The sequence below is a fragment of the Variovorax sp. ZS18.2.2 genome (genome assembly GCF_024701975.1).
Taxonomy (GTDB): domain Bacteria; phylum Pseudomonadota; class Gammaproteobacteria; order Burkholderiales; family Burkholderiaceae_C; genus Variovorax.
The window spans coordinates 58,530-79,499 of record NZ_JANLNM010000003.1 but is presented as its reverse complement, the minus strand read 5'-3'; the positions used below and the strand labels follow the sequence as shown (position 1 = coordinate 79,499).

Below are 20,970 nucleotides of genomic sequence, written 5' to 3'. Positions count from 1 at the left end.
GCGCCGTGTGCGCCGTTCGCGGCCGGTCGCCGCCGGTCAGGCCGTCTTGAGCAACTCGGGGTCGATCGGCAGCTTGCGCACCCGCTTGCCCGTCGCCGCGAAGATGGCATTCGTGAGCGCCGGCGCCAGCCCCGAGGTACCGGGCTCGCCCATGCCGCCGGGGGCTTCCTTGCTTGCGACGATGTGGGTCTCGATCAGCGGCGTCTCGTTCATCCGCACCACGCGCACGTCGTGGAAGTTCGATTGCTCGATGCGCCCGTCCTTCACCGTCGCCTTGCCCCAGAGCGCGCCCGAGATGCCGAAGATCACGCCGCTCTGCACCTGGGCCTGCACGGTGTCGGGGTTGACGATCACGCCCGAATCGAGCGCGCAGACCACGCGCTTGACGTTCACGTCGCCCGACTTGGTGACCTCCGCATCCACCACCAGCGCCATGAAGGTGCCGAAGGCGAACTGCAGCGACACGCCGCGCCCCTGGCCCGCGGGTAGCGGCTGGCCCCAGCCGGCTTTCTCGGCGGCGAGCTTGAGCACGCCCAGCGCGCGCGGGTTCTGCGCGAGCAGCGCGGTGCGGAAGGCGACGGGGTCGGTCTTCGCGGCGGCCGCGAGCTCGTCGATGAAGCTCTCGACCACGAAGACGTTGTGCGTCGGCCCGACGCCGCGCCAGAACGCGGTCGGCACCGGCGGCTCGTGGTTCACGTAGTCGACCAGGATGTTCGGCAGCGCGTAGGGCGGTTTCTCGGCGCCGTCGATGGTCTCGGGGTCGAAGTTGTTGTTGTAGGCCGGTGGCAGCCAGCGCTTGAGGATCGAGGAGCCGGTGATGCGGTGGCTCCACGCGACGGGCTTGCCCTGTGCGTCGAGGCCGGCGCTCACGCGGTCGTAGAAGTAGGGGCGGTACATGTCGTGCTGCGTGTCTTCTTCCCGCGTCCAGATCACCTTGACGGGGCCGTCGACCTTCTGCGCGATCTGCACGGCGCGCGTGACGCTGTCGACCTCCAGCCGCCGGCCGAAGCCGCCGCCGAGCAGGTGGTTGTGCACCGTCACCTTCTCCACCGGCAGGCCCGTGACCGCGGCGGCCGCGGCCTGCGCGCGCGTGAGCACTTGCGTGCCGACCCACACCTCGCAGCTGTCCTTGCGCACGTGCACGGTGCAGTTGAGCGGCTCCATCGCCGCGTGGATCAGGAAGGGCACTTCGTAGACGGCCTCCAGGCGCTGCGCCGCGCCGGCCATGGCCTTGGCGTTGTCGCCTTCCTTGCGCACGACCGCGCCTTGCTTCTGCGAGGCCTGGGCCATCGACTGCACGATGCTTTCGGTGCTCACCTTGGCGTTGGCACCGTCGTCCCATTCGACGACGAGTGCGGCCAGGCCTTTCTTCGCCGCGCCCATGTGGTCGGCGACCACTGCCACGCAGTCATCGAGCCGTACGACCTGGCGCACGCCGCGCACCTTCAGCGCCGCGACGTCGTCGACGCTGCGCACGCGGCCGCCGAACACCGGCGACTGCTTCAGCGTGGCGACCTTCATGCCGGGCACACGCGCGTCGATGCCGTACATCGCGGTGCCGTTCACCTTGGCGGGTGTGTCGAGGCGCCGGGCGGAGGTGCCGATCAGCTTGAAGTCGGCTTGCGGCTTGAGTTCGACCTTTTCGGGCACGGGGAGCTTGGCGGCATCGGCAACCAGCGCGCCGTATTTGAGACGGCGTCCGCTCGCGGTGTGGACCACCTCGCCACGCACGGCGCGGCACGAGGCCGGCTCGACACGCCAGCGCTGCGCCGCCGCCTGCACGAGCACCGTGCGGGCCGTGGCGCCGGCGCGCCGCATCGGCTCGTAGGCGCCGCGAATGGTGGTGGAGCCGCCCGTCACCTGGAAGCCGAGCAGCGGGTTGCCGTAGAGCTTGTCGCTGGGCGGCGCATGTTCGAGGCGCACGCCGGCGAGGTCGATCTCGAGTTCCTCGGCAATCAGCATCGGGATGCTCGTGTACGTACCCTGGCCCATTTCGATGAAGCCCATGACCACGGTCACCTGGCCATCGGGGGCGATGCGCACGAAGGCATTGGGTGCCCAGGGCGCGGCGACTGCACTGGTCGCGCCGGCCGCATCGGCCGTGGAAGGCGCGGCGCCGAAGCCGACGCCGATGAGCAGGCCGCCGCCCAGCGCGGCACCCACCGAGAGAAAGTTGCGGCGCGACAGCGCGGTGTCGACTTCAGGGGTTGTCAATCGATCGAGGATCATGTCAGGCCGCCTTCTTTGCTGGTGCTGCTGTCTTGCCGGAAAGGGCGCGCGCCGCCTCCTTGATGCCGGCGCGGATGCGCACATAGGTGCCACATCGGCAGATGTTGCCGCTCATGGCGCCATCGATCTCTTCGTCGGTGGGAGATGTGTTCTTGCCGAGGAGGGCCGTGGCCGACATCAGCTGGCCCGATTGACAGTAGCCGCATTGCACGACATCGAGGTCGAGCCAGGCCTTCTGCAATGCGCGCCCGACGCGCGTGCCCGCGAGCGATTCGATGGTGCTCACGCTGGCATTGGCCACCGATTCGACCGGCGTGATGCACGAGCGCGTGGCCACGCCGTCGATGTGTACCGTGCAGGCCCCGCACATGCCCAGGCCGCAGCCGAACTTGGTGCCCGTCATGCCGAGCACGTCGCGCAGCACCCAGAGCACGGGCGTGTCGCCGTCGACGTCGACCGGTCGTTCGATTCCATTGACTTTCATAGCGCTTCTTTCTGGTGGTATGCCGCGTGGGACGGCTGATTGACCGGTCGGAGGATGTCACGTAGCCTTTCGGCCGGAATGTCGAAATTACCTCTTTTCAGGACATCATGCAGAAGCGCATCGCCGTCGTCGTTTTTCCGGGCTTCCAGATCCTCGATCTCGCGGCCCTCGCCACCTTCGAGCTGGCGAACCAGCAACTGGGCAAACCGGTCTACCGGGTGGAGCTGCTGTCCGAAACCGGGGGAGCGGTGTCCAGCTCGATCGGCATCAATGTCGAGACCAAGCGGTTCACCGCGTCGAAGTTCGACACGCTGGTGATGACCGGCGCGCTCACCATCGAGCCCACCTCCGACACCCTGTGCAAGATGCTGCGCGCGGGCGGGCGCACCTCGCGCCGGCTCGCGAGCATCTGCACCGGCGCCTTCGGGCTGGCCGATGCGGGGCTGCTCGATGGCCGGCGCGTCACCACGCACTGGGCCTTTGCGCAGGAACTGCAGAAGCGCCACCCGCTCGCCAAGGTGCAGCCCGACCGCATCTTCATCAACGACGGTTCGCTCTGGACATCGGCCGGCATGACGGCGGGCATCGACCTGATGTTGGCGCTGGTGGAGCAGGACCTGGGCGTCGACGTGGCGCGGCTGATCGCCAAGAAGCTGGTCGTGTACCACCGCCGGGCGGGCGGGCAATCGCAGTACTCGGCGCTGCTTGAGCTCGAACCCAAGTCCGACCGTATCCAGCAGGCACTGGTGCATGCGCGCGCCAACCTGCGCGACGCGCTCTCGGTCGAAGACCTCGCCGAGGTGGCGCACCTGAGCCCGCGCCAGTTCAGCCGCGCCTTCAAGTCGGAAACCGGCCAGTCGCCCGCGCAGGCCGTCGAGCACCTGCGCGTGGAAGCGGCGAAGGCGCTGATCGATGCAGGCGGGCTGGCGCTCAACGTCGTGGCCGATGAAACGGGCTTCGGCGATCCCGAGCGCATGCGCCGCGCGTTCCTGCGCACGCTGGGCCAGCCGCCACAGGCCGTTCGCCGGGTGGCGAGGCAGGTCGCGGAAGTGGCTTAAAAAGAGGTTTATATGACATTTACGCCATCGCACTGACGGAGGAAACTTCCCTTCACGCCGCAATGACGCGGCTTCCAAAGGAACCTCCAATGACTGCGACATCCAAGGGCACTGCTCTCATCACCGGCGCTTCTTCGGGCATCGGCGCCATCTATGCCGACCGGCTCGCCCGCCGTGGCTTCGACCTCGTGCTGGTCGCGCGGAACAACGACCGGCTGCAGGCGCTGGCTGCCAGGCTCACCGCCGAGACGGGCCGCAAGATCGAGACGATCGCCGCCGATCTCACGGACAAGAAAGACATCGCGCGCGTCGAGGCCGCCATCCGCACGAACCGCGAGCTCACGCTGCTGGTGAACAACGCTGGCGTCGGCGCCACCGCGCCGCTGCTCGCCTCGGACATCGAGAAGATGGAAGAGATGATCGCGATCAACGTGAATGCGCTCACGCGCCTCACGTATGCGGCCGTGCCGGGCTTCGTGGCGCGGGGCGCGGGAACCCTCGTGAACATCGCGTCCATCGTGGCGGTTTCGCCCGAAACGCTCAATGGCGTGTACGGCGGCAACAAGGCCTTCGTGCTCGCGTTCAGCCAGTCACTGCAGCATGAAGTGGGCGACAAGGGCGTGCGCGTGCAGGCCGTGCTGCCCGGTGCCACGGCCACCGAGTTCTGGGGCATTGCCGGCCTGCCGGTGCAGCACCTGCCGAGCGCGATCGTCATGACCGCGGAAGACCTGGTCGATGCGGCGCTCGCGGGTCTCGACCAGGGCGAGAAGGTCACGATCCCGTCGCTGCCGAGCCAGGACGAGTGGGACGCTTTCGATGCGGCGCGGCGCGCCATGTCGGGCCGGATTTCCAGTTCGGTGCCAGCGGCTCGTTATGGCGTGAAAGGCGCAAGCGCGGAGGCTGCAGCTACGGCCTGAAAACGGTCGCACTAAAATCCGCATCCCGCAGTTGGGCGTCCCGGCCGACTGCGGGTTTTTGCTTTTCCGGGGCCATGTAGAGGACCACCATGTACAAAAACCTCGCGGGCCGCGCCGTTCTGGCGTGGGTGACCGCCTGTTTTTTATCTCCCGCCTTTTCTCAACCGCAGGCTTCGAAAGAACCGCTGAAGATCGGCTTCGTCTACGTCACGCCGGTCACCGATGCCGGCTGGGTGCGCCAGCATGAAGAGGGCCGCAAGGCCGTCGATGCGGCGCTCGGCGCGAAGGTCAAGACCACCTTCGTCGAGAACGTGGCCGAAGGCGCCGATGCCGAACGCGTGATCCGCGACTTGGCGCAGCAGGGCAACAAGCTCATCTTCACGCCCAGCTTCGGCTACATGGAGCCGACGCTGAAGGTGGCGCGCGATTTTCCGGATGTGAAGTTCGAGTCGATCACCGGCTACAAGCCCGCGGCCAATGTCGCAACGGCCAATGCGCGCTACTACGAGGGCCGCTATCTCGCGGGGATCGCGGCCGGTCGCATGACGAAGACGAACGTGGCGGGCTACGTGGCGGGCTTTCCGATTCCCGAGGTGCTGCAGGGCATCAACGCGTTCACGCTCGGCATGCGCTCGGTGAACCCGAATGCGAAGGTCGTCGTGGTGTGGCTCAACGAATGGTTCGATCCGCCGAAGGAGCGCGATGCGGCCATGGCGCTCTTCAACCAGAACGCCGACGTCGTCGCCTTCCACACCGGCTCCACCGCCGTGATGGCCGCGGCGCAGGAGCGCGGCAAGATGGCTATCGCGTACCACTCCGACATGCGCAAGATTGCGCCCGATGCGCAGATCGTCGCGGTCACGCACCAGTGGGGCGGCTACTACACGCAGCGCGCGAAAGCCGTGCTCGACGGCAGCTGGAAGAGCGGCAATCTCTGGGGCGGCGTGAAGGAAGGAATGATCCGCGTCGGCGACTTCGGCACCAAGGTGCCCAAGGCGGTGCAGCAGGAGGTGCTGGCGCGGCAGCAGGACATCGCGGCCGGCAAGCTGCAGCCGTTTCGCGCGGTGGTGGGCGATGTGCGCGACAACGAGGGCCACGTCGTCATCGCCAAGGGCGCGCAGTTGAGCGACGAGCAGATCCTGAAGATGAACTGGCTGGTCGACGGCGTGCAGGGCCGCGTGACGCGTTAGCTCAATCGCTCGACCACGAAGTCGACGAAGGTCCGCAGCTTGGCGCTCGGCCGCGCTTCGGGCAATCGCATGATGTGCACGGGGCGCGTCGGCAACTGCCATTCGGGCAGCAGCTGAACCACCTGCCCCGACGCCAGGGCAGGGCCGAGCAGCGCATCGGCCTGCACGATCACCCCCACGCCGGCCATCGCGGCTGCGAGCAGCGCTTGCCCGTTGTTGGTGGTGAGCGGGCCGCGCACCGGCACATGCACCGTCTGGCCGTCGCGCGTGAAACGCCATGAATGGTCCGGACCCCAGGTGGCGAAGCCCAGCAGCGGAAAGGCTTCGAGGTCCGACGGGTGCTTCGGCTGGCCGTGGCGCGCGACCCATGCGGGGCTCGCGACCGCGAACATGCGCGCCAGGGCGAGCGGCCGCGCGATGAGGCGTTCATCGACCGCCGCCCCCGAGCGGATGCCGCAGTCGAAGCCTTCTTCGGCCAGGTCGACCACGCGGTCGTTGAGCACCAGGTCCACCTTCACTTGCGGATGGGCGGCGATGTAGTCGCCGATCACCGGGGTGAGCCGGTGCGCGCCATAGGCCACCGGCGCCGTGACGCGCAGCACGCCCTGCGGCATGGCGCGCAGCGACTCGGCCACGCCGTCGGCCGTGTGCACGCTCGCGAGCACGTCGCGGCAGCGCTCCAGGTAGGCGGCACCGATTTCCGTGAGCGCATGGCGCCGTGTGGTGCGTTCGAGCAGGCGCGCGCCCAGTTGTGCCTCCAGCGCGCGGATGTGCTTGCCGACCATCACGGCCGAGAGATCGAGCGCGTCGGCGGCCGCGGCGAAGCTGCCCGCATCCACCGTCGCGACGAAGACTTCCATGGCGCGCAGCTTGTCCATATTGAGAACCCAGAGTTTCGAATTGCCGAACCGGATGGCAATTTATCAAACTATCCATTCGCAAAACAATGGGCGCTTCTTGATTCATTCGGCGAGGTTTTTCATGAAGATTCTTGTTGTGGGCGCCACGGGTGCCATAGGCAGTGCGGTGGCCGGGGTGCTGGCCGAACGCGGGCACGAGGTGGTTCGGGCGGGGCGCACGCGGGGCGACGTGCAGGTCGACATCACGAGCGATGCGAGCGTCCAGGCGCTGTATGCGGCGGTGGGGCGTGTCGATGCGATCGTCTCGGCGGCCGGAGGCTTGTTCTTCGGGCCGATTGCCCAGATGCGGCCGGCCGATTTCAACGTCGGTCTGCAGGACAAGCTGCTCGGCCAGGTGCGGCTCGCGCTGCTGGGCCAGCACGTTCTGGCCGATGGCGGATCGATCACGCTGACCACGGGCGTCGCGGCCGAAGACCCGGTTCGCGGCGGGAGCAATGCGGCGGCGGTGAATGCCGGGGTCGAAGGTTTCGTGAAAGGCGCGGCAATCGAGTTGCCGCGGGGCCTGCGCATCAATGCGGTGAGCCCGACGCTGCTGACCGAATCGTTGGCTGCGTATGGCGCGCTCTTTCCGGGCGTCGAGACCGTGCCGGCCGCGCGCGTGGCCTTGGCCTATGTGCGCAGCATCGAAGGTCCGCTGACGGGGCGCGTGTTGCGCGTATGGCAATGAGCAGGCGCGCACGGCTGGCCGGCGCGTTGCTCGCGCTCGCCGCGACGGCGGCCACCGCCGCACCGCCCGTCGTGCAGGCGCTGCCCGAGGACTGGTACCCGGAAAGCGTCGCCATCGGACCGGACGGCGCGTTCTATGTCGGCAGCTGGCGCCAGGGCGCGGTCGCGCGATTGAGGCCGGGCGTCGCGCCGAAAGCCGAGGTGCTGGTGAAGCCCGGTGCCAACGGCCTGGCGAACGGGCAGGGCGTGCTGGTCGATGCGAAAAGCCAGGCCCTCTGGGTCTGCTCGGGCAACAGCGGCTTCACCACCGTCCCGCAGACGCCGAGCGCGCTCAAGCGCTACGACCTCGCCACCGGTGCGCCGCGCGCGAGCTACGCGATGCCCGATGCGGGCTATTGCAACGACCTGGCGCAGGACGCGCACGGCAACGTCTACGTGACCGACTCCTTCCATCCGCGCGTGCTGCGGCTCGCACCGGGCGCGGCCGCGCTCACGGTCTGGAAAGAAGACCCGGCGCTTGCCGGCGAAGGTCCCTACAAGGGACTGAACGGCATCGCCATCGATGGCGGGCGCGACGTTTATGTGAGCCTCGTGGCGGCGTCGTCGCATCTGCTGCGCATCGGGTTGGGCGCGGACGGCCGGGCGGGCGAAGTCACGCGCATCGAGGCGCCACGCGTGATGAAGAACGTCGACGCGATCCGCGCCTGGAAGCCCGGGCGGCTGGTGCTGTTCGAGAGCAATGCCTTCGGCGACGGCCCGTACGGCGGCCAGGTCACGGTGGCGCGTGTCGATGGCGCGAAGCTTGGCCTGCAAACGGTGGTGGCGGGGCTCAACGATCCGTCGTCGGGTGCGGTGCTGGGCGACCGCGTCTATTTCATCGAGTCGAAGTACGCGCTGTTGACCAAGCGCAAGGACGGTGACGGGCCCGTGCCGCGCGGCGTGCCCTTCGATATCCAGTCGCACGCATTGCCGCGGGACTAAGAGGCCGAGAGGCCACCGGGGAGTGCATTCCGCATATAGCACTCATATGCGCATGGAAATTGCAGCGGCGCGAGGCTGGATTACCCTCCGCAGCCACGATGAAAAAAGCCTACCGCGCCTCCCTCCTGCGATTCGACAACGCGGGCCTGCCCGTTTTCGATGAAGACGGCCTGCTGGTCGTCGCCCCCGACGCCGCCGGCCGCCAGCGCGTCGTCGATGCCGGCAGCCACGCCGCCGTGTCGCCGCGCCATTCCGATGCCGATGTGATGCACCTGCCGGGCCGCATCCTCGCGCCGGGCTTCGTGGACATGCACATCCACTTTCCGCAGACCGACATCATCGGCGCACCTTCGCCGGGCCTCTTGCCCTGGCTCGAGAACTACACCTTCCCCGCCGAGAGCAAATTCGTCGATCCGGCGCATTCGCGCGAAGTGGCCGATGTGTTCTTCGACGAGCTGCTGCGCAATGGCGTGACCACCTCGCTGACCTTCGCGACCTCGCATGTCGCCTCGGTCGATGCCTTCTTCGAGAGCGCGCAGCGCCGTCAGCTGCGCATGATCACCGGCAAGGTGCTGCAGGACCGCAACTCGCCCGACGGCGTGCGCGACGAAACCGAGCAGAGCCTCATCGATACCGAGTCGCTGATCCGCAAGTGGCACAACGTCGACCGCCTGGGTTACGCCATCACGCCGCGTTTCGCGCCCACCAGCACCGATGCGCAGATGCGTGGCGCCGGCGAACTGGCCGCCAAGTACGGCGACACCTGGATCCAGTCGCATGTGGCCGAGAACCGCGACGAGGTGCAATGGGCGCGGGAGCTCTACCCGAAGTCGCGTTCCTACCTCGATGTGTACGCCGGCTTCGGCCTGATGCGCGAGCGCGCCGTGTACGCGCACTGCATCTACATCGACGATGAAGACCGCCGCCTGATGCGCGAGACGAAAACGGCTGCGGCCGTGAGCCCGACGAGCAACCTGTTCCTGGGCAGCGGCTTCTTCGACTTCGGCGCGGCCGACCGCATCGAATCGCCCTACGGCCTTGCGAGCGACGTGGGCGGCGGCACCAGCTTCAGCCCCTTTCACACGATGCTGGCCGCCTACTACGTGGGCCGCGAGGGCCAGACCAAGACCGGCCTGAGCATTCCGCCCTCACGGCTTTGGTGGCACCACACCGGCGGCGCGGCGCGCTCGCTGGGGCTCGATGGGGTGGTCGGCAACCTGCAGCCGGGCTGCGAGGCCGACTTCCTGGTGCTCAACCCCTCGGCCACGCCGCTGCTGGCGCGCAAGACGAAGCTGGCGAACACGCTGGAAGAAATGCTCTTCGCGATGATCGTGCTGGGAGACGACCGGCTGGTCGAGCGCACGGTGATCTCGCAGGCGGGCTGAACCGCGCCCGGGGGAGGGCGCACAGGGCGCCCATGCCACAATTCGGCCCCGATTCCCCCCGCAGCAGCAGCGAGCGCATATGAGCATCAAGAGCGACAAATGGATCCGGCGGATGGCCGAGCAGACCGGCATGATCGAGCCCTTCGAGCCCGGCCAGGTCCGCGAAGCCTCCGGCCACAAGATCATCAGCTACGGCACCTCGAGCTACGGCTACGACATCCGTTGCGCGCCCGAATTCAAGGTCTTCACCAACATCCACAGCACCGTGGTCGACCCGAAGAACTTCGACGAGAAGAGCTTCGTCGACATGCACGGCGACTACTGCATCATTCCGCCCAACAGCTTCGCGCTGGCGCGCACCGTCGAGTACTTCCGCATCCCGCGCAACGTGCTGACGATTTGCCTCGGCAAGAGCACGTACGCGCGCTGCGGGATCATCGTCAACGTGACCCCGTTCGAGCCCGAGTGGGAAGGCTACGTGACGCTGGAATTCAGCAACACCACGCCGCTGCCCGCCAAGATCTACGCGGGCGAAGGCTGCGCGCAGGTGCTGTTCTTCGAGAGCGACGAAGTCTGCGAGACCAGCTACAAGGACCGCGGCGGGAAGTACCAGGGCCAGCGCGGCGTGACGCTGCCAAAGACCTGATTCGCGTGTCCTGACCGCCGGTTACGTCACCGGCACCCGGGGCAAGTACCATCCTGCAACGGTCCGGCAACACTTCTGCAACGCCGGGAAGGAGACTGCGATGAGATGGGAAGGCAACGAACAATCGGACAACGTCGAGGATCGCCGCGGCGAAGGTGGCGGGGGCGGCGGCAGAGGCGGCTTCATCGGCGGCCGCGGCATCGGCATCGGCACCATCGCGGTCGCGCTGATCGCCGGCTGGGTCTTCGGCATCAACCCGCTCACCGTGCTGAGCCTGCTCAGCGGTGGCGGCGGTACTGAGCAGGTGCAACAGGCGCCGCAGGGCCCGGCACCCAAGCCGCCTTCGGGCGACCGCGAAGCGGCCTTCGTCTCGACCGTGCTCAAGAACACCGAAGTGGTGTGGACCGACATCTTCCGGAAGAATGGCGGCAGCTACCAGGCGCCCCGGCTCGTGCTGTTCCGCGGCGCCACGCCCACGGCCTGCGGCACCGGGCAATCGGCCATGGGCCCGTTCTACTGTCCCGGCGACAAGAAGGTCTACATCGACCTGGGCTTCTACGAGACGCTCAAGAACCAGCTCGGCGCGCCGGGCGAGTTTGCGCAGGCCTACGTCATCGCGCACGAGGTAGGCCATCACGTGCAGGACGAGCTGGGCATCACCGCCAAGGTCGACGGCATGCGCGGGCGCCTGAGCCAGTCGCAGAACAACGCGGTGAGCGTGCGCGTCGAGCTGCAGGCCGACTGCTTCGCTGGCGTGTGGGCGCACCATTCGCAGGAATCGAAGAAATGGCTCGACCCGGGCGACATCGAGGCCGCCATGAATGCCGCACAGAAGATCGGCGACGACGCGTTGCAGCGTTCCGCGGGCCGCGCGGTGGTGCCCGACAGCTTCACCCACGGCTCCAGCGCGCAGCGCCAGAAGTGGTTCGGCGCGGGTTATCAAAGCGGCGACATGAAGTCGTGCGACACCTTCAACGCACGCAATCTTTGAGCTTCATGGGCGCAGGACGCCCGTGATTGTTGGCTTTGTTGCTATTGAATAAATAGCAATGCCGGCGGCGCGGGCGTTGTCACGACGCCGTCACTGCCGTTTTTTGCGGCAATGCGACAATAGCGGGCTCAATGACAAGCTCCTTCTCCAATCTATCGCTGGCAGAACCGCTGGCCCGCGCCGTAGCCGAAATGGGCTACGAGACCATGACACCGATCCAGGAGCAGGCCATTCCGGTCGTGCTTTCGGGCCAGGATGTGATGGGCGCCGCGCAGACCGGCACCGGCAAGACGGCGGCGTTCTCGCTCCCCTTGCTGCAGCGCATGCTCAAGCACGAAAACGCCTCCACCTCGCCCGCCCGGCATCCGGTGCGCGCGCTGGTGCTGCTGCCCACGCGTGAACTGGCCGACCAGGTCGCGCAACAGGTCAAGCTGTACGCCAAGTACACGAACCTGCGCAGCACGGTGGTGTTCGGCGGCATCGACATGAAGCCGCAGACGCTGGAACTGAAGAAGGGCGTCGAAGTGCTGGTGGCCACGCCGGGTCGTCTGCTCGATCACATCGAAGCCAAGAACGCGGTGCTCAACCAGGTCGAATATGTGGTGCTCGACGAAGCCGACCGCATGCTGGACATCGGCTTCCTGCCCGACCTGCAGCGCATCCTGAGCTACCTGCCCAAGCAGCGCACCACGCTCCTGTTCTCGGCCACGTTCTCGCCTGAAATCAAGCGGCTGGCTGGCAGCTACCTGCAGAACCCGGTCACTATCGAAGTGGCGCGGCCGAACGAAACGGCCTCCACCGTCGAGCAGCATTTCTACAGCGTCTCCGACGACGACAAGCGCCGTGCGCTCAAGCAGATCGTCACGCAGCGCGGCATCACGCAGGCCTTCGTGTTCGTCAACAGCAAGCTCGGCTGCGCGCGCCTCGCACGCTCGCTGGAGCGCGACGGTCTGCGTACCACCGCATTGCACGGCGACAAGAGCCAGGACGAACGGCTGAAGGCGCTCGCCTCGTTCAAGGCCGGTGAAGTCGACCTGCTGGTGTGCACCGACGTCGCGGCCCGCGGCTTGGACATCAAGGACGTGCCCGCCGTCTTCAACTTCGACATTCCGTTCAACGCCGAAGACTACGTGCACCGCATCGGCCGCACCGGCCGCGCCGGCGCCTCGGGCCTGGCCGTGAGCTTCGCCAGCGGCGGCAACGATGCACGCCTGGTGGCCGACATCGAGAAGCTGATCAAGAAGAAGATCGAGCTCGAGCCCGTCGAGTTCGAGGAAGACCGCCCGCGCGGCCGCATCAACGACGGACGTCGCCATTGGCGCGAAGAAGGCGAAGCCGGCGATGCACGCGACGTGCTCGACCAGCCGCGCGAACGCAGCAGCAGCGGCTTTGGCGCCGACGCTCCCCGTCGCAGCAACAGCGGCGGCGGACGCCCGCACCGCGCGCCTTCGGCGCCGCGCGATCCGTTCTTCGACAAGCCCTACGAGCCGGGCGAAGCCGACGCCACGCCGGCATGGGAAGCCGCCGCCAAGGCAGCGCCTGCGCGCGGCATCTCGAGCAACATCAAGAGCAAGCGCAAGGTCGCGGCTCTGTTCAAGTCGGCCGAGCCGAGCTGATCGGTTCCGGAGCGGAGCAAAAACAAAGGCCGGGTGATCCCCGGCCTTTTTCTTTGGCGCAGGCCTGAACGGTCAGATCACTTTGAAGTGATGCGTTCCATCGCGCCCCAGTTGCGCGACCAGCCCGTACTCCCAATCGAGATACGCCTGCATGGCTTCCGTCGGTGCATCGGTGCCTTCGTAGGGACGGCGATAGCGATCGGTGCGCGCTGTCGCAAGGCGCGTCTCGCCGGTTTCCACTTCGAGCCCTGCGGCGAACCATGCCGCATTGCCACCGGCGAGCACCAGCACTTCGACATCGCGCTGTCCGCGCGCATCGAGCAGCGCGCGCAGGTCGGCTGCGGCATAGCGCGCGAGCAGGCTGCTGCCGCACGTCAGCACATAGCGCTGCGATGCAGGAATGACCGCATCGATCGCACCCGCGAGCTGCGCGCGAATCACGTACCAGGCGCCCGGGATGTGGCGCCTCACGTAGTTGGCGCTGGTGGTCACGTCGAGCACGGCGGTGCCGGGCTGCTTCAGCAACTCCGCCAGGGCCTTGGGAGCGATCTCTCCGACGGCCGCTGCAACCGGCGGATAGGCGGGCGAGGGCGCAGCCTTCTCGATGAACGCGGAGGCAGAAGGTGCCGTGTCGGGCACATAGACCTCCCACCCCATCTGCGCGAGCCACGACGCGCTCATCGAGGCGCGCACGCCATCGTCGTCCGCCAGCACGATGCGCGCGCCGCGCACCGGCACCTGGTGATCGGTTTCCTGCACCAGCTGTCCGCCGGGCGCGCTCGCAAAGCCGGGCAAATGGCCCGCCGCATATTCCTCGGGCGTGCGCACGTCGAAGCGATAGACGGTGCGGTGCGGTGCCTCCAGCGTCTGCAACGCATCGAGCGCGATGCGCCGCACGCCGGCCTTGTCGGCCACGCGCCGTGCATCGGCCTGTGCCTGCGCGCGATGCGCATCGGACACCACGGCCGGCGCCTGCCGCTCCGCCCCATGGTCCAGCACCTGCCCCGCGAGCTTCCATCCGATCGTGCCGTTGCGCAGGGCAGCCACCGGGTTCGGAATGCCCGCATTCACCAGCGACTGCGTGCCGATGATGCTGCGCGTGCGCCCCGCGCAATTGACGATCACCTGCGTCGACGGATCGGGTGCGAGTTCGCGCACGCGCAGCACCAGCTCCGCACCGGGCACGCTGGTGGCCGAGGGAATGCTCATCGTCTGGTACTCGTCGAAGCGGCGCGCATCGAGCACCACCACGTTGGCCTTGCCTTCGACCAGCGCCTTTACCTCGGGCGCGGAGAGCGAGGGCGTGTGCCGCTCGTGCTCGACCAGTTCGCCGAAAGACTTGCTCGGCACGTTCACGTCGCGGAACAGCTCGCCGCCTGCCGCGCGCCAGCCTTCGAGGCCGCCTTCGAGCAGGTGTACGTTCGTGTAGCCGAGCGCCGCGAAAGTGCGTGCGGCGAGCGGTGCGAGATCGACGCTGTCATGCGCGCCATACAGCACGATGAAAGTGTCCAGTCGCGGAATGCGTCGCCAAGCCTCGATCTCGATCTTCGAGAGCGGCAGGTTCGCGGCCCACAGCGGGTGTTCCTGCGCGAACGGATCTTCCTCGCGCACGTCGAGCAGCGCCGTCTCTTCGCGCGCAATGAGCCGTTCGCGCACGGCAGAAAAAGACACGAGGGGGAAAAAAGCAGCGGTCGTCATGCGAATGTCGATTTGAGTTCTTCGGAGCGATCCCAGAGGTTGGGAAGCAGCGTGTTGGAGTAACCCGAGACGAAGGGCTTGCGCCCGCCCTCGGCCGGGTAAGTATGCCGCCGTACCGCGCCGATGTTGGCGCCGTAGACATGGATGCTGATCGACACGCGGTCCGCATGCGCGTTGTGCACGCGGTGCAGGTCGCCGACGGTGGGCGACACGGCCTCCACGTCGCCGGTATCGAGCCGCACCGCCTCGCCCTGCGGCTGCGCGCGGCCATCGCCGTCGAACACGTAGCCCTGGCTGTACTCTGCGCCGCGCAGCATGCCGATGAGGCCCCACACCGTGTGGTCATGGATCGGTGTGGCCTGCCCCGGCCCCCAGACGAAGCTCACCACCGAGAAGCGCTCGGTGCTGTCGGCATGCAGCAAAAACTGCTGGTAGCGCGCCGGGTCGGGCCGCGCGAAGGCATCGGGCAGCCAGTCGTCGCGTGCGACCAGCGTGCGCAGCAGCGCACCGCCTTCGGAGAGGATGCGGCGCTCGTCGGGCGCGCTGTCGAGCAGTCGGCCGAAGGCGCCGACGAAGTCGCGCAGCGGCGCGATCACGCGGGGCGCTTCCAGAGCTGGGTGTCGGTGATGGCGCGCACGTCCACGCGCACCGGCAGGATGCCGTCGCGCGCCGAGCGGTCGGCCACGGCCTGCAGCGCAATGATGTCGGCTTCGCTCACCGGGCGGCCTGCAACAGACGCACGCGAAGTGATGATGCGTGCCGACTCGATCGGCAGCCGCGTGAGCTGGCTGTAGGCCTGCGCATAGGCCTCGGGGTTGGCCAGCGCCCAGTCGCCCGCGCGGCCCAGCCGGTCGAGGAATTGCACGATGGCCGCGCGCCGGGCCGGATCGGCCAGCGAATGCTCGCTCGCAGTGATGAAGCCCAGGGCCGTGTTGATGCCGCGCCCGTCGCGCAGGATGCGCCCGCCCTGCTGCACCGCGATCGTGTAGTACGGATCGAAGACGGCCCATGCGTCGATCTGCTTCGATGCGAACGCGGCCGCCGCATCGGTCGGCAGCACGAACTTCACCGTCACCTCGCTGCGCGGCACACCGGCTTCTTCGAGCGCGCCGTAGAGCTGGTACTGCGAGATGCTGCCGCGCGCCGACGAGACGATCACCGTCTTGCCGCGCAGGTCGCTCACGCTGCGCAGCGGCGAATCGGCCTGCACCACGATGCCCAGCGAATCGGCCTTGCCGACGCGCGTGGCGACGATCTTGAGCGGCGTCTTGCCGACGGCCGCAGCGAGCACCGGCAGGTCGCCGGCCATCGCGGTGTCGACCGCGGCGCTGCGTTGCGCCTCGAACAGCGGCGCGGCGCCCTGGAAGTTGGCCCAGCGGTAAGCGAACGGTGCGCCTTCGAGCGCCTTCGAGGCTTCGAACAGCGAACGCAGGCCACCGGCTTGGTCGCCGAGGATCAGCGTGGTTTGCGGCTGCGCCCACGCACGCAGCGAACCCGCTGCCGCGAACGAGAGCGCGGCACCTTGCTTGAGCCAGTTGCGGCGCGAGGCCTTGGAGAAAAGCAGGTCGGTCATGCGGCTGCTCCCGCAGTCAGCAGCGCACGCTTCCCTGCACCGACCAGGATCGCATCGTTCTGCGGCGTGTGGATGCGGCTGCACAGCACGTCGCGGTAATGGCGCTCCAGTGGGTTCTGCCGCGTGAGACCGTGGTTGCCGCTCAGCTGCAGCGCGAGCTCGACCACGCGCACCGCGTTGTTCGTCACCGTGTACTTGAGCAAGCCGCTGTCGGTGGCCGGCTGCGCGTGGCCGTTGTCGACGGCGCCTGCTGCGTCGTCGAGCAGCACGCGGTTGGTGCGCAGCAGCGCCTCGATCTCGCCGACATGCTCCTGCACGCGCGGCAGGCTCGCGAGCGGCGCGCCCAGGCTGCCGGGCGCGCGCTGGTTCAAGAAGCCCACCAGCCAGTCGCGCGCGGCCTGTGCCACCGCGTCGTAGAGGCTGCCAAGCAGCACGACCATCCAGGCCTGCTGGGTGGCGTGCGCGTCGATGTCGGTCTGGCTGCCGGCGTCGGGCGCCCAGTCGGCCGGTGCGCGCAGGTCGACCGCGTGGTCGAGGTCGATCGCGACGTTCTCGAAGATCACTTCGTGGCTGCCCGAGGCGCGCAGGCCCAGGTGGTCCCAGCTGGCGATCACGCGCACGCCGGGGGCGTGGCGCGGCACCAGGAACACGCCGGTGCGCGGCGTCGCTTCGTCGGTGCGCGCCCACACGGCGAGCCATGTCAGGCCTTCGATGCCGGTGGTGTAGAGCTTGTGGCCGTCGATGGCCCAGCCGTTGTCGCTGCGCCGTGCGACGGTCGATGGCAGGCCGCCGCGCGAAGGCGAGCCCAGCGCGGGCTCCACGCGCAGCGCGTTGATGAGCGCACCGCGCTCCGCCGCATCGCGCGCCACGCGTTCGCGCAGCTGCGGCGGCCAGCGGTTGTCGCCGCGTGTGAGCGCGTGATGCTGCAGATAGGTCATCGTGAGGATGAGCGCGGTGGCCGGCTCGCCGCGCGCCACGGCTGCGATCACGCGCCGGGCCGTCGCCAGCGTGGCGCTGCCGCCACCGTGTGCAGCGGGTGCCACCAGGCCGACAAGGCCGCTCGCCTGCAGCGCCTCGAAGTTCTCCTGCGGAAAGGCGCCGCTGCGGTCGTAGTCGGCCGCGCTGGCTGCGAACTGGGCCGACAGCCGGGCCAGCACTGCGGCATCGACGGTGGCGGAGGGGGATTCTTCTTCAGGCGTGGCCGACGGGCGGCGCAAGGGGAGTGCACTCATGGTTCCCGCACGGTAATGGCCCGCTGGCGACCCGAAAACGACGCATCCTGCATATGCAAACTCGTTTTTCTGCGTTCGCTTTTTCGGGGCGCCTCGGTACGGTCTCGCTTCTCTCTCCTGCGGCTCCCGTGGGCAGGGAAGAAGAAAGACCGCAACGCATGACACCCGATTTCCCCCTCGATCGCCGCAGCCTGCTGCAGGCCGCCGCCGCATGGGGTGCAGCCGCCGCTGGCCTGGGGGCGCAGGTGGCCCAGGCCGCAACACCGTCGCGCGACCTCTCGGGCGTGACCTTGCGCGTCGGCACCTACAAGGGCCTCTGGCGCCCGCTGCTGCAGGCTTCGGGCCAGGCCAACACGCCTTACAAGGTCGACTGGCGCGAGCTCAACAACGGCGTGCTGCACATCGAGGCCATCAACGGCGATGCGCTCGACCTGGGCTCGGGCAGCGAGATCCCGCCGGTGTTCGCGGCGCGCCAGAAGTCCAGCGTGCGCCTCGTTGCCGTGACTCACGAAGATCTGAACAACCAGGCCACGCTGGCGCGCAAGGATTCGCCGATCCGCAGCATTGCCGACTTCAAGGGCAAGCGCGTGGGCTACGTGCGCGCCACCACCTCGCACTACTACCTGGCCAAGCAACTGGCCGAGGCGGGGCTCTCGTTCAGCGACATCCAGGCCGTGAGCCTCACGCCCTCGGACGGCCTCTCGGCCTTCGCGCGCGGCGACCTCGATGCCTGGGCCATCTATGGCTACAACGGGCAGATCGCGCGCACCCAGTACGGCGCGCGGGTCATCAAGACCGGCGTGGGTTATCTCTCGGGCAACTTCCCGATCTACGCCAACCCGCGTGCGCTCGACGACACGCTGCGTCGCGCGGCGCTGAGCGATCTGCTGCAGCGCCTGCAGCGTTCGTTCGCGTGGATCAACGGCAATTTCCTGGCCTATGCGCGCGCGCAATCGGCCGAGACGCGTGTGCCGGTCGGCGACCTCGTCGAACTCTTCAACGGCCGCAGCGGCGACTACAGCCTCGGTCCTGTCAGCGACGCAGTGGTGCGCAGCCACCAGGATGTGGCCGACACCTTTTTGAAGATCGGCGTGCTCGACGGCCCCGCCGACGTGAAGCCCCTGTGGGACCGCAGCTTCGAGAGCGTGCTGCGCCTGCCCGCCGCCTGATCACCCCAACACCTCGACAACAACACAAGGACTCCCGTGAGCCAGAACACCCAGAACACCCAGAACGAAGTTGAATTCATCGGCATGATCCAGGGCCAGAAGGTTTCGGAGATCCATGCCGCCAAGGGCCCGGCCATCGACCGCGACTACGTGCGTGCCTTCGCGCAGGCGCACGAGAACGCCGGCTTCGACCGTGTGCTGGTGCCGCACCACTCGACCGGCCCCGACGCCACGCTCACCGTGGCGTATGCGGCCTCGGTCGCCGAGCGCATCCACTTCATGCTCGCGCACCGCCCCGGCTTCGTGGCGCCCACGCTCGCGGCGCGGCAGTTCGCCTCGCTCGACCAGTTCAGCGGCGGCCGGCTCGGCGTGCACTACATCTCGGGCGGCTCCGACGAAGAGCAGCGCCGTGATGGCGACTGGCTCGACCACGACCAGCGCTACGCCCGTACCGACGAATACCTCGACGTGCTGCACAAGGTGTGGACCGCCGACAAGCCCTTCGACCACGAAGGCGCGCACTACCACTACCAGAACGCTTTCTCCGAAGTGAAGCCGCTGCAGACGCGCAACGGCAAGCCGCACGTGCCGGTGTACTTCGGCGGCGCGTCGGAGGCGGCGATCCCGGTCGCCGGCAAGTACGCCGACGTCTATGCGCTGTGGGGCGAATCGCTCGACCAGGCGCGCGAACTCACGACGCGCGTGCGCGCCGAGGCCGCAAAGCACGGGCGCAGCGTGCGCTTTTCGGTGTCGTTCCGCCCGATCCTCGCGGAGACCGAAGAGGCCGCCTGGGCGCGGGCCGAGAACATCCTGGCTGAGACCAAGCGCCTGCGCGTGGTGCAGGGCTACAACCGCGGCGGCCCGCAGCAGAGCGAAGGTGCCAAGCGCCTGCTGGCCGCGGCCGACAAGGGCCCGCGCGTGGACAAGCGCCTGTGGACGGCAGTCGCGCAGGAGATCGGCGGACGCTCCAACAGCACCGCGCTGGTCGGCACGCCCGAGCAGGTGGCCGATGCGCTGCTCGACTACTACGACCTGGGCGTGACCACCTTCCTGATCCGCGGTTTCGATCCGCTGGAAGACGCGACCGACTACGGCCGCGAGCTGATTCCGCGCACGCGCGAGCTGGTGGCGCAGCGCGCGGCTTCGGTTCGCAAAGCGGCATGACTTGACTTTCTCCCTCCCCCTCTGGGGGAGGGCAGGGGTGGGGGCAAGCGGCCTTCACGACGCCGCGGCCTTTCGAGCGCCGCTTGCCCCCATCCCAACCTTCCCCCAGAGGGGGAAGGAGCAAAAACCGAATACGAGGAATCCCCATGAGTGCCGTTCTTTCCATCGACCGCAGCGCGGCCCAGCCGCTCAAGCTCAACCCGAACCCGCAGCAGAAGTACTGGTTCGACCCGGTCCCGCCGCGCACCAGCGTGCAGGCCGAGCGCCGCCATCGGCAGGAGCGCCTGGCGGGCGCCTTCCGCCTGTTCGCGCGCTTCGGCTTCGCGCAAGGACTGGCCGGCCACATCACCGCGCGCGATCCCGAGCTCACCGACCACTTCTGGGTCAACCCGCTGGGCATCCACTTCTCGCGCATCAAGGTGTCCGACCTGCTGCTTGTCAACGCGAAGGGCGAAACCGTGATCGGCGACAAGCCGCTCAACAAGGCCGCCTTCGCGATCCACGCGGCGATCCACGAGCACAACCCGAAGATCGTTGCCGCCGCCCACACGCACTCGACCTACGGCAAGGCCTGGTCCACGCTCGGCCGCAAGCTCGACACGATCACGCAGGACAGCTGCGTGTTCCACGAAGACGTGGCCCTCTTCGACGACTTCACCGGCATGGTGGTCGACACCAGCGAGGGCGACCGCATCGCCGAGGCGCTGGGCGACAAGAAGGGCGCGATCCTCAAGAACCACGGCATCCTGACCGCGGGCCCGACGGTGGAGGCCGCCGCGTGGTGGTACATCGCGCTGGACAACGCCTGCCACACGCAACTCCTCGCCGAAGCCGCCGGCAAGCCACAGCCCATCGACGAGGAAACCGCGCGCCACACCCACAGCCAGATCGGCGGCCCGGAGGGGGCCATCCATTCCTTCGACAGCCTCTACGAGGGCTTGGTCGAGGCCGAGCCCGAACTGCTGCTTTGACGCCAGGACCCGTTCAACAAAACCGTTCACGCTGAGCTTGTCGAAGCGCCGCGCGAGGCTTCGACAAGCTCAGCCCGAAC

General features: G+C 68.0%; 19 protein-coding genes. 12 read left to right on the top strand and 7 right to left on the bottom strand.

Translation table 11 applies throughout. The annotated features are described in order from the left end of the window. Positions 1 to 36: 36 nt before the first annotated feature. Together NU688_RS14165 and NU688_RS14160 are read right to left on the bottom strand one after the other, a co-directional pair. Complete coding sequence (locus NU688_RS14165) at positions 37 to 2,229, bottom strand: xanthine dehydrogenase family protein molybdopterin-binding subunit (protein WP_257861303.1); 2,193 nt, start codon at positions 2,227 to 2,229, stop codon at positions 37 to 39. A 1-nt stretch (position 2,230) separates the two neighbouring features. Next, positions 2,231 to 2,713 (bottom strand): (2Fe-2S)-binding protein, encoded by a 483-nt coding sequence (locus NU688_RS14160; RefSeq protein WP_257861302.1) that lies wholly within the window; start codon positions 2,711 to 2,713, stop codon positions 2,231 to 2,233. A 107-nt stretch (positions 2,714 to 2,820) separates the two neighbouring features. Between NU688_RS14160 and NU688_RS14155 the strand changes: the two genes are divergently transcribed. From NU688_RS14155 to NU688_RS14145, 3 genes are all read left to right on the top strand, one after another. Next, complete coding sequence (locus NU688_RS14155) at positions 2,821 to 3,771, top strand: GlxA family transcriptional regulator (protein ID WP_257861301.1); 951 nt, start codon at positions 2,821 to 2,823, stop codon at positions 3,769 to 3,771. An 89-nt stretch (positions 3,772 to 3,860) separates the two neighbouring features. Then, positions 3,861 to 4,688 carry an SDR family oxidoreductase gene (locus tag NU688_RS14150; protein WP_257861300.1) on the top strand — a complete coding sequence of 276 codons (828 nt, stop codon included), beginning with the start codon at positions 3,861 to 3,863 and terminating at the stop codon, positions 4,686 to 4,688. Positions 4,689 to 4,777: 89 nt separating this feature from the next. Further along, positions 4,778 to 5,878, top strand: coding sequence for a BMP family ABC transporter substrate-binding protein (locus NU688_RS14145; protein ID WP_257861299.1), 1,101 nt, complete (start codon positions 4,778 to 4,780; stop codon positions 5,876 to 5,878). On the opposite strand, the gene NU688_RS14140 is transcribed toward NU688_RS14145, so the two are convergent. Next, positions 5,875 to 6,738, bottom strand: a complete 864-nt coding sequence (locus tag NU688_RS14140; protein ID WP_257861298.1) for a LysR family transcriptional regulator — start codon at positions 6,736 to 6,738, stop codon at positions 5,875 to 5,877. The genes NU688_RS14145 and NU688_RS14140 overlap by 4 nt on opposite strands. A gap of 121 nt (positions 6,739 to 6,859) precedes the next feature. Between NU688_RS14140 and NU688_RS14135 the strand changes: the two genes are divergently transcribed. From NU688_RS14135 to NU688_RS14110, 6 genes are all read left to right on the top strand, one after another. After that, positions 6,860 to 7,465, top strand: a complete 606-nt coding sequence (locus NU688_RS14135) for a short chain dehydrogenase (protein WP_257861297.1) — start codon at positions 6,860 to 6,862, stop codon at positions 7,463 to 7,465. After that, positions 7,462 to 8,445 carry a hypothetical protein gene (locus tag NU688_RS14130; RefSeq protein WP_257861296.1) on the top strand — a complete coding sequence of 328 codons (984 nt, stop codon included), beginning with the start codon at positions 7,462 to 7,464 and terminating at the stop codon, positions 8,443 to 8,445. Before NU688_RS14135 ends, NU688_RS14130 begins: the two co-directional genes overlap by 4 nt. 98 nt (positions 8,446 to 8,543) lie before the next feature. Then, positions 8,544 to 9,830: a guanine deaminase gene (gene guaD / locus NU688_RS14125; protein ID WP_257861295.1), complete on the top strand. Its 1,287-nt coding sequence runs from the start codon at positions 8,544 to 8,546 to the stop codon at positions 9,828 to 9,830. 79 nt (positions 9,831 to 9,909) lie between these two features. Further along, entirely contained in the window at positions 9,910 to 10,476 is a 567-nt protein-coding gene (dcd, locus tag NU688_RS14120) for a dCTP deaminase (RefSeq protein WP_013542862.1), read from the top strand. A gap of 100 nt (positions 10,477 to 10,576) precedes the next feature. Beyond that, entirely contained in the window at positions 10,577 to 11,467 is an 891-nt protein-coding gene (locus NU688_RS14115) for a neutral zinc metallopeptidase (RefSeq protein ID WP_257861293.1), read from the top strand. A 131-nt stretch (positions 11,468 to 11,598) separates the two neighbouring features. Then, positions 11,599 to 13,083 carry a DEAD/DEAH box helicase gene (locus tag NU688_RS14110; RefSeq protein ID WP_257861292.1) on the top strand — a complete coding sequence of 495 codons (1,485 nt, stop codon included), beginning with the start codon at positions 11,599 to 11,601 and terminating at the stop codon, positions 13,081 to 13,083. Positions 13,084 to 13,155: 72 nt separating this feature from the next. Here the strand turns inward: NU688_RS14110 and NU688_RS14105 are convergent, their stop codons facing one another. The 4 genes from NU688_RS14105 to NU688_RS14090 are packed head-to-tail and all read right to left on the bottom strand — an operon-like array spanning position 13,156 to position 17,586. After that, positions 13,156 to 14,781: a rhodanese-related sulfurtransferase gene (locus NU688_RS14105; RefSeq protein ID WP_257861291.1), complete on the bottom strand. Its 1,626-nt coding sequence runs from the start codon at positions 14,779 to 14,781 to the stop codon at positions 13,156 to 13,158. Next, positions 14,778 to 15,377 carry a cysteine dioxygenase gene (locus tag NU688_RS14100; protein WP_257861290.1) on the bottom strand — a complete coding sequence of 200 codons (600 nt, stop codon included), beginning with the start codon at positions 15,375 to 15,377 and terminating at the stop codon, positions 14,778 to 14,780. The genes NU688_RS14105 and NU688_RS14100 overlap by 4 nt, the downstream gene beginning before the upstream one ends. Then, positions 15,374 to 16,354 carry an ABC transporter substrate-binding protein gene (locus NU688_RS14095; protein ID WP_257861289.1) on the bottom strand — a complete coding sequence of 327 codons (981 nt, stop codon included), beginning with the start codon at positions 16,352 to 16,354 and terminating at the stop codon, positions 15,374 to 15,376. Before NU688_RS14095 ends, NU688_RS14100 begins: the two co-directional genes overlap by 4 nt. Continuing rightward, the gene (locus NU688_RS14090) at positions 16,351 to 17,586 is read right to left on the bottom strand and encodes an acyl-CoA dehydrogenase family protein (RefSeq protein WP_257861288.1); all 1,236 of its coding nucleotides are present in this window, start codon (positions 17,584 to 17,586) and stop codon (positions 16,351 to 16,353) included. The genes NU688_RS14095 and NU688_RS14090 overlap by 4 nt, the downstream gene beginning before the upstream one ends. 158 nt (positions 17,587 to 17,744) lie before the next feature. Between NU688_RS14090 and NU688_RS14085 the strand changes: the two genes are divergently transcribed. The 3 genes from NU688_RS14085 to NU688_RS14075 all read left to right on the top strand — a co-directional run bounded on the left by NU688_RS14085 (position 17,745) and on the right by NU688_RS14075 (position 20,890). Further along, complete coding sequence (locus NU688_RS14085) at positions 17,745 to 18,755, top strand: ABC transporter substrate-binding protein (protein WP_257861287.1); 1,011 nt, start codon at positions 17,745 to 17,747, stop codon at positions 18,753 to 18,755. An 84-nt stretch (positions 18,756 to 18,839) separates the two neighbouring features. Then, a complete protein-coding gene (locus NU688_RS14080; RefSeq protein WP_257861857.1) occupies positions 18,840 to 19,919 on the top strand; it encodes an LLM class flavin-dependent oxidoreductase in 1,080 nt (359 codons plus the stop codon). 146 nt (positions 19,920 to 20,065) lie between these two features. After that, the gene (locus tag NU688_RS14075) at positions 20,066 to 20,890 is read left to right on the top strand and encodes a class II aldolase/adducin family protein (RefSeq protein WP_257861286.1); all 825 of its coding nucleotides are present in this window, start codon (positions 20,066 to 20,068) and stop codon (positions 20,888 to 20,890) included. Positions 20,891 to 20,970: the final 80 nt, after the last annotated feature.

Bases quoted from the DNA above. Each gene is read 5' to 3' on its own strand.
- NU688_RS14135 (WP_257861297.1), top strand. From the start codon at position 6,860: ATGAAGATTCTTGTTGTGGGCGCCACGGGTGCCATAGGCAGTGCGGTG.
- NU688_RS14165 (WP_257861303.1), bottom strand. From the start codon at position 2,229: ATGATCCTCGATCGATTGACAACCCCTGAAGTCGACACCGCGCTGTCG.
- dcd (WP_013542862.1), top strand. From the start codon at position 9,910: ATGAGCATCAAGAGCGACAAATGGATCCGGCGGATGGCCGAGCAGACC.
- NU688_RS14130 (WP_257861296.1), top strand. From the start codon at position 7,462: ATGAGCAGGCGCGCACGGCTGGCCGGCGCGTTGCTCGCGCTCGCCGCG.
- NU688_RS14145 (WP_257861299.1), top strand. From the start codon at position 4,778: ATGTACAAAAACCTCGCGGGCCGCGCCGTTCTGGCGTGGGTGACCGCC.
- NU688_RS14090 (WP_257861288.1), bottom strand. From the start codon at position 17,586: ATGAGTGCACTCCCCTTGCGCCGCCCGTCGGCCACGCCTGAAGAAGAA.
- NU688_RS14110 (WP_257861292.1), top strand. From the start codon at position 11,599: ATGACAAGCTCCTTCTCCAATCTATCGCTGGCAGAACCGCTGGCCCGC.
- NU688_RS14155 (WP_257861301.1), top strand. From the start codon at position 2,821: ATGCAGAAGCGCATCGCCGTCGTCGTTTTTCCGGGCTTCCAGATCCTC.
- NU688_RS14085 (WP_257861287.1), top strand. From the start codon at position 17,745: ATGACACCCGATTTCCCCCTCGATCGCCGCAGCCTGCTGCAGGCCGCC.
- NU688_RS14150 (WP_257861300.1), top strand. From the start codon at position 3,861: ATGACTGCGACATCCAAGGGCACTGCTCTCATCACCGGCGCTTCTTCG.
- NU688_RS14075 (WP_257861286.1), top strand. From the start codon at position 20,066: ATGAGTGCCGTTCTTTCCATCGACCGCAGCGCGGCCCAGCCGCTCAAG.
- guaD (WP_257861295.1), top strand. From the start codon at position 8,544: ATGAAAAAAGCCTACCGCGCCTCCCTCCTGCGATTCGACAACGCGGGC.
- NU688_RS14115 (WP_257861293.1), top strand. From the start codon at position 10,577: ATGAGATGGGAAGGCAACGAACAATCGGACAACGTCGAGGATCGCCGC.
- NU688_RS14095 (WP_257861289.1), bottom strand. From the start codon at position 16,354: ATGACCGACCTGCTTTTCTCCAAGGCCTCGCGCCGCAACTGGCTCAAG.
- NU688_RS14105 (WP_257861291.1), bottom strand. From the start codon at position 14,781: ATGACGACCGCTGCTTTTTTCCCCCTCGTGTCTTTTTCTGCCGTGCGC.
- NU688_RS14160 (WP_257861302.1), bottom strand. From the start codon at position 2,713: ATGAAAGTCAATGGAATCGAACGACCGGTCGACGTCGACGGCGACACG.
- NU688_RS14080 (WP_257861857.1), top strand. From the start codon at position 18,840: ATGATCCAGGGCCAGAAGGTTTCGGAGATCCATGCCGCCAAGGGCCCG.
- NU688_RS14140 (WP_257861298.1), bottom strand. From the start codon at position 6,738: ATGGAAGTCTTCGTCGCGACGGTGGATGCGGGCAGCTTCGCCGCGGCC.